General features: G+C 73.4%; 14 protein-coding genes. 5 read left to right on the forward strand and 9 right to left on the reverse strand.

Going from position 1 to position 13,944, the window contains the following annotated elements; translation table 11 throughout:
- Positions 1–19 precede the first annotated feature (19 nt).
- From ACH34R_RS23120 to ACH34R_RS23130, 3 genes are read left to right on the forward strand one after another with little or no spacing between them, the layout of a single operon-like run.
- The gene (locus ACH34R_RS23120) at positions 20–469 is read left to right on the forward strand and encodes a cupin domain-containing protein (RefSeq protein WP_397563579.1); all 450 of its coding nucleotides are present in this window, start codon (positions 20–22) and stop codon (positions 467–469) included.
- A gap of 12 nt (positions 470–481) precedes the next feature.
- Positions 482–1,462, forward strand: a complete 981-nt coding sequence (locus ACH34R_RS23125; RefSeq protein ID WP_397563580.1) for a sigma-70 family RNA polymerase sigma factor — start codon at positions 482–484, stop codon at positions 1,460–1,462.
- Entirely contained in the window at positions 1,459–2,121 is a 663-nt protein-coding gene (locus tag ACH34R_RS23130) for a hypothetical protein (protein ID WP_397563581.1), read from the forward strand. The genes ACH34R_RS23125 and ACH34R_RS23130 overlap by 4 nt, the downstream gene beginning before the upstream one ends.
- Before the next feature lie 12 nt (positions 2,122–2,133).
- On the opposite strand, the gene ACH34R_RS23135 is transcribed toward ACH34R_RS23130, so the two are convergent.
- The 9 genes from ACH34R_RS23135 to ACH34R_RS23175 form a co-directional block, all read right to left on the reverse strand.
- Entirely contained in the window at positions 2,134–3,759 is a 1,626-nt protein-coding gene (locus ACH34R_RS23135) for a hypothetical protein (RefSeq protein WP_397563583.1), read from the reverse strand.
- Positions 3,756–4,220, reverse strand: a complete 465-nt coding sequence (locus tag ACH34R_RS23140; protein ID WP_397563585.1) for a hypothetical protein — start codon at positions 4,218–4,220, stop codon at positions 3,756–3,758. Before ACH34R_RS23140 ends, ACH34R_RS23135 begins: the two co-directional genes overlap by 4 nt.
- A 14-nt stretch (positions 4,221–4,234) precedes the next feature.
- Positions 4,235–5,170, reverse strand: a complete 936-nt coding sequence (locus ACH34R_RS23145) for a diiron oxygenase (RefSeq protein ID WP_397563586.1) — start codon at positions 5,168–5,170, stop codon at positions 4,235–4,237.
- Positions 5,171–5,583: 413 nt separating this feature from the next.
- Positions 5,584–7,023 (reverse strand): ATP-binding protein, encoded by a 1,440-nt coding sequence (locus tag ACH34R_RS23150; RefSeq protein ID WP_397563587.1) that lies wholly within the window; start codon positions 7,021–7,023, stop codon positions 5,584–5,586.
- On the reverse strand, positions 7,020–7,706 hold the full coding sequence (locus ACH34R_RS23155) for a response regulator transcription factor (RefSeq protein WP_397563588.1): 687 nt from the start codon (positions 7,704–7,706) through the stop codon (positions 7,020–7,022). Before ACH34R_RS23155 ends, ACH34R_RS23150 begins: the two co-directional genes overlap by 4 nt.
- A complete protein-coding gene (locus ACH34R_RS23160; RefSeq protein ID WP_397563589.1) occupies positions 7,703–8,239 on the reverse strand; it encodes a hypothetical protein in 537 nt (178 codons plus the stop codon). Before ACH34R_RS23160 ends, ACH34R_RS23155 begins: the two co-directional genes overlap by 4 nt.
- Before the next feature lie 11 nt (positions 8,240–8,250).
- Positions 8,251–9,426 carry an acyltransferase family protein gene (locus tag ACH34R_RS23165; RefSeq protein WP_397563590.1) on the reverse strand — a complete coding sequence of 392 codons (1,176 nt, stop codon included), beginning with the start codon at positions 9,424–9,426 and terminating at the stop codon, positions 8,251–8,253.
- A complete protein-coding gene (locus ACH34R_RS23170) occupies positions 9,426–10,202 on the reverse strand; it encodes an SGNH hydrolase domain-containing protein (RefSeq protein ID WP_397563592.1) in 777 nt (258 codons plus the stop codon). The genes ACH34R_RS23165 and ACH34R_RS23170 overlap by 1 nt, the downstream gene beginning before the upstream one ends.
- 136 nt (positions 10,203–10,338) lie before the next feature.
- Positions 10,339–11,430 (reverse strand): cobalamin-independent methionine synthase II family protein, encoded by a 1,092-nt coding sequence (locus ACH34R_RS23175; protein WP_397563593.1) that lies wholly within the window; start codon positions 11,428–11,430, stop codon positions 10,339–10,341.
- A 98-nt stretch (positions 11,431–11,528) separates the two neighbouring features.
- Here ACH34R_RS23175 and ACH34R_RS23180 point away from each other — a divergent pair, with 98 nt between their 5' ends.
- Together ACH34R_RS23180 and ACH34R_RS23185 are read left to right on the forward strand one after the other, a co-directional pair.
- Positions 11,529–12,590: an iron chelate uptake ABC transporter family permease subunit gene (locus tag ACH34R_RS23180; RefSeq protein ID WP_397563594.1), complete on the forward strand. Its 1,062-nt coding sequence runs from the start codon at positions 11,529–11,531 to the stop codon at positions 12,588–12,590.
- Between the two features lie 106 nt (positions 12,591–12,696).
- Positions 12,697–13,776 carry a FecCD family ABC transporter permease gene (locus ACH34R_RS23185; protein WP_397563595.1) on the forward strand — a complete coding sequence of 360 codons (1,080 nt, stop codon included), beginning with the start codon at positions 12,697–12,699 and terminating at the stop codon, positions 13,774–13,776.
- Positions 13,777–13,944 lie beyond the last annotated feature (168 nt).

Consider the following 13,944-nt stretch of genomic DNA (forward strand, 5'->3'; position numbering starts at 1 on the left):
GTATGGAAAGGCGTTTCCCATGGCAGACACCGACCCGGCGGCTCCCGCCGGGACCAAGCCGCGATCGACCGCGTGGCAGACCGCGCTGACGATGGTGCAGGAGGCCGAGCCGCCCTTCATCCCGGAGGGGGCGCACGCCATGACCGTGGTCATCGAGTACCCGCCCGGCGACCCCGGCACGCCGCCGCACCGGCACTCCGGCCCGGCCTTCGGCTACGTGCTGGAAGGCGAGATGCTGCTGGAGGTGGAAGGCTCCCCGGAGCGGGTGGTGTCCGCCGGGGAGGCGTTCTGGGAACCGGGCGGCGACGTCATCCACTACCAGGACGGCAACAACCGCGACGACGTCCCGCTGCGGTTCACCGTCACCATGCTGTGCGAGCCCGGCAAGCCGATGCTCACCCTGGTGGACGACGAAGAACTCGCCCGCCGCAAGGACCGCCGTGCGCCGCGCCCGGCCGAGCGGGGATGATCGACCCCGGCTGTGCACAATGAGGCGGACGCGGCGAAGGCGCGGGTGACCACGATGCGGGCGGAACCACTGCGGGAAGCAGGGCGAGAAGCGGACGCGCTGGACCACGCGGCGGCCGTCTACGTCGAGTTGCGCCCGCGCCTTTTCGGCATCGCCTACCGGATGCTCGGCAGTGTGGCCGAGGCGGAGGACGTCCTCCAGGAGGCGTGGCTGCGCTGGCAGAACACCGACCGCGCGGCCATCGCCAACCCCGCCGCCTTCCTGGCGACGGTCACCACGCGGCTGGCCATCAACGTCGCGACGTCCGCCCGCGCCCGCCGGGAGTCCTACATCGGGCCCTGGCTGCCCGAACCGATCGACACCAGCCTCGATCCGACGGTCGGCGCCGAGCGCGGCGAAGCGCTCGAACTGGCCTTCCTGCTGCTGCTCGAACGGCTCACACCGACCGAGCGGGCCGCGTACGTGCTGCGCGAAGCCTTCGTCCACCCCTACGCGCAGATCGCGGACATCCTCCAGCTCACCCCGGCCAACGCCCGCCAACTGGTGAGCCGGGCCCGCAAACGGCTGACCGCCGCCCGGCGCGAGCCCGTCGACAAGGGCGAACACCGCCGGCTGCTCGGCACCTTCCTGACCGCCGCCCAGACCGGCGACATCGCCGCCCTGGAAGACCTCTTCGCCGCCGACGTCGTCAGCACCACCGACGGCGACGGCGCTCCCGGGGCGGCGCGGTTCCCGCTGGCGGGTGTCGCGCGGGTGAGCAGGTTCGTGGCCGCCTTCGCGCCACGGTACTGGCCCGGCGCCCGGTTCACCTGGGCCGAGGCGAACGGGCGGGCCGCCGTCCTCGTCCCGGGCAACCGTACCGATTCCACACTTGTCACCATCGAGGGCTCACCCGAGGGCATCCACCAGGTGCTGTGGATCGTCGCCCCGGCCAAGCTCCGGGGGTTCGAGCGCTCCCGGTCCCGGGCGGGCTCCCCCGGCGGCGGGGCATGACCACCGAGCGCGGGGCCGGGTCGCTCCAGGAGATGCTCGATGAACGGCGGCACCTGCTGGAGATCGCGCGCTGGATGTTCGACTCGGCGGCGATGGCCGACCGGGTGGTCCAGGAGACCTATCGCCGCTGGTACGCCCTCGGCGACGCGGAACGCGCCGGGATCGCGGTGCCACGGGCCTGGCTGACCTGGACCGCCGGGGCCGTCTGCCTGGAACTCCTGGCCGGGTCCGAACCCGCCGCGGCAGGCGGCGGACGGACCCACGTGCCCGAGCCGGTCCAGGGGCGGCCGGCCACGTTCGACGGGCATGACCGGGTGGTACGCCGGTTCGCCGCGGCCTGCGAGGCGGGCGACGCGGCGGCGCTGCGGGCGGTCCTCGCCACGAACGCGATGGTCGTCAGCGACGGCGGCGGCCGGGTGCGCACCGCCGTCCGGCCTACGCACGGGGCCGACGCGGTCGCCCACTTCGTGACAGAACTGCTGGCCGGCCAGGCCGGTACCGAACTGTCCGTCGGGCCGGTCAACGGACGAGCGGGCCTGGTACTGCGCCAGGCGGGCAGGGCGGTGGCGGTGGTCGCGGTGAGTGTCGCCGGTACCGAGGTCACTGCGGTGTGGATCATGCTGAACCCGGACAAGTTGCGGCACTGGCATCGGGGGTGAGCGGCATGCCGTTCAACCGCAGCCGCGTCCCTGGTAGATGACGCCGCCCCGGATCGGCACGGTACTGCCCGCGCCGCCGCGCCCACATGGCGTGCCCTGCCCGCCATGGCCCCCGTACGCGACCGCCGCCCCACCAGCGGCCGACGCCTTCGCATCGCCCACGCCACCAGCGGTCGGCGCTTTGGTATCGCCCGCGCTGCCAGCGGTCGGTGCCTTGCTGTCGCCCGCCCCGCCAACGGTCGGCGCCTTCGCATCGCCCACGCCGCCAGCGGTCGGCGCCTTCGCATCGCCCACGCCACCAGCGGCCGACGCCGCACTGCCGCCCGCGCCGCCAGCGGTCGGTGCCTTGGTGTCGCCCGCCCCGCCGGCGGTCGGCGCCTTGGTGTCGCCCGCGCCGCCACCGCGTGGCGCTTCGGTTTCGCCTGCGGCTGCGTCGCGCGGCGGTTCAATGTCGCTCGCGGCCTCGTCGCGCGGTGCTTCGGCGCTCCCCATGGCGTCGGCGCTCCTCGTGGCGTCGGCGCGTGGCGGCTTGGGGGCGCCCGCGCCTGCTTTCGGGCTGCCTGCGGCTTCGTCGATCTTGGTGTTGTCCGGGCCGGCGAGGTGTAGTGCCGCGGTGTTGCCCGGGCCGCCGGTGCCGCCGGGGCCGTTGCCGCGGGGGTCGGTGGCGCCGCCGTTGCCGCCGATCATGGTCAGGGAGGCCGTCACGGTGAGCGGGTGGTCGTTGGCGACGCCGCCGGTGCCGCCCGCGCCGTCCGCCTGGCCGGCACCGCCGTGCCCGCCGAGGAGGGTCACCTTGCTGGTGACGCCGGGCCGTGCCGGGGTCTGGATGTCGCCCGCGTTGCCGATGCCGCCCGGCCCGCCGTCGCCGTCGTCGCCATCGCCGTCTCCGTTGGCGTCCTCCGCGTCCATGGCCGTTCCGTCGCCGCCCCGGCCGCCCCGCACGGTGATGGTCCCCGCGCAGCGGACGCTGCCCGCGTTGCCGGTGCCGCCGGTACCGCCGTCCGGGTCGCCGTGGCTGGTCAGCGTGTCGATGCCCTGGCCGCCCTGCCCGCCGGAGACGGTGACGGTGTCCTTGCCGTCACCGCCCTCGATCACCCCTTCGTTGCCGTCGCCGCCGCGGCCCGCGTCGCCGATGCCCCCGATGCCGCCCTCACCCCCGGTGACGGTGATGATGTCGTCGCCGGGACCGCCGTCGATCCGGCCGTCGTTGCCGCCGCTGCCCCGGCCGCTGCCGGCCGTGGAGTGACCGCCGCGCACGATGATGGTGTCGTGGCCGTCGCCGCCGTACATGGTGCCCTCGTTACCGGCCTTGTCGGCGACCGGCAGGATGGTGATGACGTCGTCACCGGCCAGGCCGTTGACCACGCCGCCGGGCGGGATCGGTTCGCACATGATGTCGTCGTCGCCCGGGGTGCCCTCGATCACCGTGCCGGTCAGCCGCCCGTCGTTGACGTGACACGTCACGGCGGAGCCGCCCCCGCCGTACTCGACCACCGCGGCCCCGGCGGCGACCACGGCCACGGCGGCCGTCACGCCCAGCAGGACGCGCCAGCGGCGCGGCCACCGCCGGCCGTTCGCATCGGCCGGAGGATTCGCATCGTCCGGAGGGGCGGGCGCACCGGATGCCGTGTCGCTCAACCTGGCCCCCCCGCGGTGATCGGCGCAACGCTTCGCGCAAGGATTACCAGGCCACCGCCTCCTTGGCGGCGGCTTTGCCATTCCTTGGCGTATGGCCGCCTCACAAAGGCGCGGAACGCCGGGCATTCCGGGCGGCGTACCAGGGCACCGCCGCGCAGGCGATGTACCCCGGCCGGGTCCAGGCGATGAGCACGAACACCGCGCAGGAGACGAGCAGCCGCGGGGCCACCCCGGTCGCTGAGCCCCCCGGCCAGTGCGCCGAACAGGCGGGGCAGCACCCGTACCGCGAACAGCCCGCTGACCGCCGCCCCGGAGGCGGTGTCCTGGAAGACGTGCACGGTGAGCGCCGAGAGCGCGGCCAGGTCGCCGGTCACCGACAGGCCGCGCGCCGCGGCGAAGAGCGGGAACCGGCCCGCCCGCCACCAGGGTCCGGGGGCGGCGGGCGGGCACGGATCGGCCATGCGGTTCCTTCCGGTCAGCCCATGAGCAGCTTGTGCTCGGTGAACGCGGCGTGGGTCCGGCCGTCGTCCATCGCGCCGAGTTCGGTGAGGTACCGGGTCACCGGCTTGCCCGCCTGCGCGACGTCGGCGCGGACCGTCGCCCGAGGATACGACTCGGTGACGATCTGCCGGGCCTCCTCGGGCGTGAAGCCTTCGGCCAGCAAGCCTTGCTCGAACATCGCATAGTCGGGCTCCAGGAAGGCGTACACCAACTCGGGCACATACGGGCCGACCGCACGCCGCTCACTCTTGCTAAGGGCGTGCCAGAAGTACTTGAGGAAGTCCCGGAAGTAGGCGTGGTGCTTACCCTCGTCCAGCGCATGGTCCTGGACCAGTTCCCGCACACCGTCCGGGAGCCGGTCGTCCTGCGGCAGGTTGGTCAGGATCGCCGAGATCAACGTCTCGCTGACCACGCAGAACAGCAGGTCCTGTAACCCGCGCAGGCTCGGGTCCATGCGCTGCCCGATCTTGCTGAGCCGGGACAGGAAGCTCGGGTCCCCGATCTCCCCGGCCGGGAGGCCGCTCTGGGTCTCGACCTGGCGGAGCAGGTCGTAGGAGAACTGGGCGTGCCAGGCCTCGTCCGTGACGATCTTGAAGGCGTCCTCGCGCATGTTGGCGGGCAGGTCGATGCCCGCCACTCCCCGGGAGATGAGCTGGGCCACGGGCATGACCGCGAGGGCCTCCAGCTCGCTGGTGAAATGGAGGTACTGATACAGCCGGCGGGTGAGCAGGCGGGTCTCGGTACCGTCCTGGCGGGCCGTCACGAGCGGATGACTGCTGATGGGCACCAGCTCCGGCGGAAAGTAGATCACCTTTTCGTTCGAGTCGATCGTGCGTCGCGGGCCGGTGCGCACACTCGCGCGCTGTTCCCAGTTACCGAACGCACTACGGTAGGAGAGCGAATCAGACATGGTCCTCGGTGTCCTCTCGGGCGGGAGCCGACCGGCTCCTGTCTTTTCGGAGAGCGAACACACCCAAACCCGACGGCGGCCATGCGGAACACCCCGGTCGGTGGTACTGGGCGTCGTGCCGATCTGAAGCGCCAAGAACCGGCCATCGCCATGCCTGGACGGAAATGAAGCATGCGAGTCATAAGCCGCGAAGCGCGACAGCCGGTTCGGCGCGATAATACGTTGTGGCGTCGTATCTTCACAATGTGCCCATAAGCCGAAATTCGGACGGCATTACTGCCATCCCGATAGTGCTCTCAACTGTGCTTTCGGCCCACCGGTCCCGACTCGCCGGTTTCCGGCCCGATGGCCGTTATCGGATAATTGGCACCGCCGTTTTTCGGGTGTGCCATTGTCAACGCTTTATTGCCTGCTCAATCACCGGCTCCGGGCAGGACGAGTGTGAATATCGCGCCGCCGGACGCGGCGTTGGCGGCGGTGAGGGTGCCGCCGTGCAGGCGGGCGTTCTCGGCGGCGATGGCGAGGCCGAGGCCGCTGCCTTCGGTCCGGGTGCGGGCGGCGTCGCCCTTGGTGAAGCGGTCGAAGACGTTCGGCAGCAGGCCGGGCGGGATGCCGGGGCCGTCGTCGGAGACGGTGATGACGATCTGGCCGGTATCGGCCGTCCGGACCTGGATGAGCACCGACACGTCAGGGCCGCCGTGCCGTAGCGCGTTGCCGGCGAGGTTGGCGAGGATGACATCGACGCGGCGCGGGTCGAGCCGGGCTCGTACCCCCTCGGGCACGTCGGCGCGCACCCGCTCATGCCAGTGCCGCAGCGCCAGCGTCTTGGCGATCAGCTCGCCGAGATCGACCTCGTCGAGGTGGAGTACGGCGGCGCCCGCGTCGAAGCGGGACACCTCGATCAGGTCCTCGACCAGGCGGGTGAGCTTGCGCGTCTCCTCGGAGACCAGGTTCAGCGCCTCCGCGGTGAGCGGGGCGAGCCGGCCGGAGGCGGCGTCGGCGTCCAGAACCTCGGTCACGGCCGACATGGCCGCCAGCGGCGTGCGCAACTCGTGCGAGACGTCGGCGGCGAACCTGCGCGCCCGCGCCTCCATGGCGCGCAGCGCCGCCGCGTCGGCCGCAAGCGTGGCCGCCATGGTGTTGAAGGTGCGGGCGAGGTCGGCGAGTTCGTCGTCGCCGGTCACGCTGACCCGGGTGTCCAGTACGCCCGCCGCCATCCGCTCGGCGGCGGTCCGCAGCCGCCGTACCGGGCGCAGCAACCGGCGCGCGGCCAGCAGCGCCGGGATGACGGCGGCCAGCGCCACCGGCAGCGCCCCGGCGCGGGCGGCGGCGGCCAGGGTGTCCACGTCCTGCTGCTGGGAGGCCAGGGAGAAGGACGCGTAGACGACGAGCGGCGGGCCGTCGCCGGGGCGGTCGTCGGGGATCACCGGCAGGGCCACGGCCAGCCACGGCGTGCGGTCGTGGTGGAAACGCTGGGCCAGCGCCGTGGTCGCCGAGACCGCGCGGGCGCGCAGCGGCGCGGGCAGCGGCGGGGCCTGCGCCCCCGCGCTGATCAGCGGGCCGCCGCCGTACGAAAGGGCGGTACGCCAGCCGCGCGGACCGGCCGCGCGGTCGAGCTGCACCGCCAGGGTGCGCAGGTCCGGCACGGTGGGGTCGGCGGGCAGGTCGGGCGCGCGGGAGCCGAGGTGCGCGCGCAACTCCTGGAGTACGTCGGCCTGGGCGCGTTCCACGATCGCGGTGCGGCCCTGGCGGAAGGTGATCGCGGCGGCGGTCACCGCGCTGAGCGCGGAGACCAGCAGGAACGCCAGGACCAGGTGCGTGCGCAAACCGCGGGCGAGGCGCGGGCGGATCACAGCGGACCGAACCGGTAGCCGAAGCCGCGCACGGTCTGGATGTAACGGGGGCTGCGCGGGTCGTCCTCGATCTTGGCCCGCAGCCGCATCACGCACGCGTCGACCAGCCGGTAGTCACCGTGGAACGCGTGCTCCCAGACCTGTTCGAGGAGCTGCTGGCGGCTGAAGGTCTGCTCGGGGGCGGCCGACAGGAACAGCAGCAGTTTCAGCTCGGTCGGGGCGAGCGCGAGTTCGGTGCCGTGTTTGAGCACGCGCAGCGCGATCCGGTCGATGAGCAGGTCACCGTGCGCGGTGCGGGCCGCCTGGCCAGGCGAGGCGGACTGCGCGGTACGGCGGAGCACCGCGCGGATGCGGGCCTCGATGACCTCGCCGCTGGCGGGCTTGATCACGTAGTCGTCCGCCCCGGCCTCCAGGCCCACGACGACGTCCACGTCATCGGCGCGCGCGGAGAGGATCACGATGGGCACCTGGCTGAAGGCGCGGATGCGGCGGCAGGTGGCGAGGCCGCTCATGCCGGGCAGCATCAGGTCCAGCAGCACGACGTCGGGGGCGCTCGCGACCAGTTCGGCCAGGCCGTCCTCCCCGGTCGAGACCACCAGGACCTCATGGCCCCGATGCCGCAGCCCGAGACTCACCCCGCGCCGCACGGCCGGATCGTCCTCGATCAGCAACACCCGGCTCATGAGACGCCCTTCCGATCGGCCGGGACGGCCGCTCCATCGGGGTCGCACCGGACCGGCCACGGGGTGTCGCCCATGCGCGGCTCGAAGACGTCCACGACGGAGGCGTCGGCGGCCGTGGCCGCCGTGCAGACCAACTGGCTCACCGCCACCGCGGGCAGGTCACGGACCTGCCAGGGCAGGCGCAGTGCCACCCGGCCGCCGGACGCGCTCGCCCGCACCGGCCGTGCCGTCGCGGGCAGCCTGGTCTCCAGCCCGCGGGCCCGCTCGGCCGCCGTGGGACCGGCCCGCAGCGCCGCCATGGCCTGGGGCAGCAGGTCTCCGGCCAGGGCCGGCCGGGACACCGGCCAGGTGCCCTGACGGGTGACGAAGTACACCCGCAGCAGACGTCCGCTGCTCTCGGTCAGGCCGCCCCTGGCCGGGGGACCGGCGGAGTGGACGCCGGTGTCGGTGATGCCGCAGGCCGCCAGCGCCGCCGCCGCGACCAGGACGGCCGCCGCGCGGCGCGGCGTGCGTCCGCCATCGTTGTTGCCCATGATCTCTCCGGCTAGGGCAGGTCGAGCCTGCTCACATCGACCGTTCCGGCACCGGGCTCCGGCCGCGGTATCGCCGCCCACAGCCCCGCCGTGACCAGCGCCGCGGCGCTCAGCGCCGCCCATCCGCGCCGCCCGGCGGCCCACGGGGCGCGCAGCCGTACCGGGTCCTCGACGAGGACCTTCGACACTACCGCAGCCGCGAGCGACACCCCGATCGCGGTCACGGTCCAGAGCCGGCCGTCGAGCCCGCCGAGGGGCCGGGGAAGCAGCAGGTAGACCGGCCAGTGCCACAGGTACAGGCTGTAGGAGACCTCGCCGAGCCGGCGCGGTACGGCGCTGCCCGCCGCCCGGCCCACCAGACCGCCGGGCGCGTGGGCCAGCAGCGCGATCAGTACGGCACAGGCCAGCGAGTGCGCGAACATCCCGCCCTGGAACAGCCCCGGGGCCTTCTCGCCGCCGGTCAGCGCCCAGGCGGCGAGCAGCCCGCACAGCAGCGGGACAGAGATCACGTCCACGGCTCTCCGGGACAACCTGGCCACGACGCCCCGGACCGGCGCGGTGGCCGCCACCGAGCCGAGGAGCAGGGAGAACGCCCGGGTGTCGGTACCTTCGTAGGCGCGGGTCGTGTCCACCGCCGCGCCCAGCCTGATCATCAGGAACAGCGAGGCCAGCGCGCCCGCCCCCGCGATCAGTGCGATCCGCCGCTGTCCCCACGGCCCTCTCCCGGCCACCGCCACCACCACCGGCCAGGCCAGATAGAACTGCCACTCGACGCCGATGCTCCACAGGTGCGCGAACAGGCGGGTGCCGGACGCGTTCCAGTAGCCGATCCGTTCGGCGATGAAGTGCCAGTTCGCGCTCTGGGCGGCCACCCAGGGAGCGTCCTGGAGGGCGGACCGCAGCATGGCCGGACCGGCGAACGCCCAGGCCAGCAGGAGCGTCCCGACGACCATGACGGTCAGCGCGGGCAGCAGGCGGCGGGCCCTGCGCGCCCAGAAGGCCGGCAGGCCGGTGGGCTCCTTGAGCAGCAGGCCGGTGATCAGGAAGCCGGACAGCACGAAGAACAGGTCCACGCCGAGGAACCCGCCGCGCAGGTGCCCGGCGTGGAACAGCAGGACGGCGGCGACGGCGAGCCCGCGCAGGCCGTCCAGCGCGCCGATGTGCGGGCGGCGCGGGGCCGTGGTCATCAGCCGCAGCCGAGTTTGCCGAAACGCTCGTCGGCGGTCCACGGGCCGGTGGCCCACGCGGCGGGGGCGGCCGGGGCGAAGCCGGTCAGCGCGCCGAGCCGCTTGGCGAACCACGCGGCGAAGGCCGCCGATCCCTGCTGGCAGGAGTGGATGCCGTCCTTGGCGCGCTGGGCCCGGTCGGCGGCGGGGTCGTCTCCCCACAGTTCGGTGGCGTCCAGGTAGTGGGCTTTCGCGGCATCGGCGGCATCGGTGGCCTTGGCGGCTTTGGCGGCTTTGGCGGCCATCGCGGGGGCGCTTCTGATCGCCTTCTCGTACGGCCGGAAGAAGTCGTCGATCTTGAACGGCGGGGCGGACACCAGGACGAGCCTGGCCTTCGCGTCTCCGGCCGTCCGGACCAGCTTGCGGTAGGCGGCGAGCTGCTGGCGGGTGGTGCCCCAGTCGTAGGCGGTGATCTGGTACGCGATCACCGTCGGGCGGAAGGAGGTGATGTCCTGCCGCAGCCGCTTCCAGGTGTCCGCGGCCCCCATGACGGTCACCTCGTGGTCACCGGCGACGACGTTGCCGCCGCCGGCGGAGGTGGCGTCCTTGACCGTGGCCCCGGCGGCCTTCAGCGCCGCCGCCACGGCCGGGGCCTGCGCGCCCGCGATGGAGTCGCCCATCCACAACACCCTGACGGCGGCGGCCGGGGTCGGGGCCGCCGCCGTACCGGCCGATGTGCCGCCCTTGGACACGCCGCACCCGGCCAGCGCGAGCGCGACGGCCAGGACCGCTGACATCCGGGAAACGGGGGAGCCTGCCGAGAGGTTCGTCGCTTGCATGGCCATCAGGCAAGCAGCCGCCTGCGGCGATCGGCCGCGTTGTCATCGTTTCATCACACGATGGGGTAGCGGCCGTCACGAACGCGGCGGGCCGTCAGAGGGCGGCGGCGAGCTCGGCCACCCGGAAGAGCTTGGCGGCCTGGGTGGCCGGGCTGATCAGGTTGGCGCCCGCGGCGATGGAGGCGAAGCCGCACTGCGGCGACACTCCGATCCGGTCGCGGCCGACATAGCGCGCGGCGTCGCCGACGCGGGCGAGCAGCGCGTCGAGCGGTTCCACCTCGTCGCGTTTGGTGGACACGAGCCCGAGCACGACGCTCTTGTCGTCGGGCAGGGCCGTCAGTGGGGCGAAGTCGCCGGACCGCTCGTCGTCGTACTCCAGCAGGTAGGCGTCCACGTGCGGGGTGCGGTCGAAGATCTGCTTCGCCAGCAGGTCGTAGCCGCCCGAGGCCGCCCACATGCTGCGGAAGTTGCCCTTGCACAGGTGGAGTGAGACCGAGACGCCGGGGGTGGCGGCCAGCGAGTCGATCAGCGCGCAGCCGTCGGCGATGGTCCGGTCGACCGAGATGCCCAGGGCCTCGCGCTGCCGCCGCTGCTCCTCGTCCACCAGGAGGGCCATGTCGGGGGCGTCGATCTGGACGCGGGTGCAGCCGAGGGCCGCCAGCTCCTCGATCTGGGCGCGCAGCAGCGCGGTCCAGTCGGCGAAGAGGTCGAAGGGGTCGGGGTAGGCCGCGCGGCTGCGCTCGGCCGACCAGAAGGCGTAGAGCATGAGCGGGCTCGGCATGGTGATCTTGATCGGGCGGTCGGTACGGCCGCGCAGGTAGACGTACTCCTCGACGCCGATGTTGCGGGCCGGGGTGATCCGCTCGACCACGACGATGGGGTTGTCCACGGTGTACGCGCCGCCCGCCTCATCGCCCGCCTCGATCGGGGCCTCGTGGTCGAGCGCGCCGGGGACCGTGGCCAGCAGGTGGTCCATGAACGACGAACGCCGCATCTCACCGTCGTTGACCACATCGAGGCCCGCCGCCTCCTGGAGCCGTAACGCCTCCACGGCGGCGCGGTCCTCGGCGGCCTTGACCTCGGCCGGGGTGATCCGCCCGGCCTTGAACTCCGCTCGGGCCGACACCAGATGGCCCGGGCGTAACAGCGATCCGATCGCCTGACACCGCACGGTGCTCGTGCTCACTTGCCCCTCCTCGTGCGGCAGGCCGAAAAGCCGCACAGGCTATTGTAACAACCTGTCACTTATAGGTTAGCCTTACCTTAGCAATTTGAGGGAGGGGCATGGGTGCGGTCGGCGTGGAGCACCGGGAGCGGGCAGGGCCGAGCGAGGCCCGCCAGGTGGGGCGCGGGCGTGGGGCGACGGCTCTGGTGGTGCTCGTCCTCCTGGTGACGCTGCTGGTGGTCGCGCTGGCGTCCGTCGCGGTCGGGGCCAGGCCGGTCGCCGCAGGCACGGTCCTGGACGCGCTGTTCGACCCGCACGGCACGCCCGACGAGCGGCTGATCCGCGAGTCGCGGCTGCCGCGCACTGGGCTGGGCCTGGTGGCCGGGGCGGCGCTTGGCCTCGCCGGGGCGCTGATGCAGTCCCTGACCCGCAACCCGCTCGCCGATCCCGGCATCCTGGGCGTCAACGCCGGGGCCTCGGCCGCCGTCGTGGTCGCCATCGGCTTCGCTGGTTTGCAGACGTTCACGGGCTATGTCTGGTTCGCGCTGATCGGTGCCGCGGCGGTGGCGGGCCTGGTCCACCTGCTCGGCGCGGCCGGGCCCGGCGGCGCGACCCCCACCCGGCTGGTGCTCGCCGGGATGGCCGTGGCCGCCGCGCTCACCGCGCTCACCTCGGCGGTCCTGCTCATCCGGCCGGACGTGTTCGACGCGTTCCGGTTCTGGACGGTCGGCTCGCTGGCCGGGCGCGACGCCACCGTACTCTGGCAGGTCCTGCCGTTCCTCGGCGCGGGCGCGCTGCTGGCCGCGGCGGTCACCCGGCCGCTGGACGCCATGGCCATCGGCGAGGACGGCGCCGCCGCGCTCGGCGCGCGGGTCGGCATGACCCGGCTGTCCGGCGCGCTCGCCGTCACCCTGCTGTGCGGGGCGGTGACCGCGGCCGTCGGCCCGATCGCGTTCGTGGGCCTGGCCGTACCCCATCTGGCCCGCGCCCTCGGCGGCTTCGCGCACGCCCGTACGTTCGGCTACTCCGCCGCGCTCGGCGCGCTGCTGCTGCTCTCCGCCGACGTCCTCGGACGCTGGTCGGCCCGCCCCGCCGAACTGGAGGTCGGCATCGTCACCGCGTTCCTCGGCGCACCCGCCCTCATGATCCTCAGCCGCCGCGCCCGGCTGCGCCGGCCATGACGCCCCCGGCGTGGCGGTGTTCCGCGTGGTGTGGTGGGTGGGCGGCCGTGGCCTTTGGCGTGTGCAGGTTTGTGATCGTGAGTCGGCGGGCCGGGCAGGGGCGGCCATGACGGCGTCGCCCAGGCTGCGGCACGCGCAGCGCGGATGGATGGCCGCCGGGCCGCGCGGCGACGTCGCGCTACGCGCCGGAACGGTCTCGCTCCGGCTGAACCCGCGGCGGCTGGTCGTCGGCCTGGCCCTGGCCGCGGCCTCGGCGCTCACCTTCGCCATCGGCTGCGCCACGGGCGACCTGGCGGTGCCGCTCGCCGACGTGGTACGCGTCCTCGCGGGCGGGGGCGACGCCGGTCAGCGCTTCATCATCATGGAACTACGGGTCCCGCGCGGACTGGACGGCCTGCTCGTCGGCGCCGCCCTCGGCGTCTCCGGGGCGCTCTTCCAGTCGGTGACCCGCAACCCGCTCGGCAGCCCCGACATCGTGGGCTTCGGCAACGGCGCGGCGACCGGCGCGCTGCTGTTCCTGCTGTGGTGGCGGGGCGGCCCGCTGGAGACCTCGCTGGCCGCCTTCGCCGGCGGCTCGCTGACCGCGCTCATCGTGTACGCGGTGTGCCGGCGGGACGGCCTGCACGGCAACCGTGTGATCGTCGTCGGCATCGGCGTCTCGGCGATGGCGTACTCCTTCAACGCCTGGCTGCTCACCCGCGCCCGTTTGGAGGACGCCGAAAGCGCGCAACTCTGGCTCACCGGCACGCTCAACGGCCGGGGCTGGGAGCACGTCGTCCCGGTCGCGGTGAGCCTGGCCGTACTGGTTCCGGCCGCGATGGCGCAGAGCCGGCGCATCGGCCTGATCGGGCTCGGCGACGAGACCGCCCAGGCGCTCGGGGTCTCGCCCACCCGCACCCGCGCGTTGGCCCTGCTCACCGGGGTCGCGCTGGTCGGTGTGGCGACGGCCTCGGCGGGGCCGATCACCTTCGTGGCGCTGGCCGCCCCGCAGGTCGCCCGGCTGCTCACCCGGGACCCGGGGCCGGGCATCGGCGCGTCGGCGCTCACCGGCGCGCTGCTGCTCCAAGGGGCCGACGTGGCGGTCCAGTGGGTGGTGCCGTCGATCGAGGTGCCCGCGGGGCTGGCCACGGGGCTGACGGGCGGGGCGTACCTGGCCTGGCTGCTCACTCGTCGGCGGCGAAATTAGGTAAGCCTTGCCTATTAATTACAGTGCGTCGTAAAATTGCCTGGCAATGCAGATCATGGAGGGGCGGACGAAATGACACGACGGTCCGGGTCAAAGGGCTTCGGTGGCGGCGCGCTGTTAGCCACCGGTTTGCTGTGCCTCGCGCTCACCGCGTGCGGTGGTACCGGT

The sequence above is a fragment of the Spongiactinospora sp. 9N601 genome (assembly GCF_044326295.1).
In the GTDB taxonomy this organism is placed as follows: domain Bacteria; phylum Actinomycetota; class Actinomycetes; order Streptosporangiales; family Streptosporangiaceae; genus Spongiactinospora; species Spongiactinospora gelatinilytica.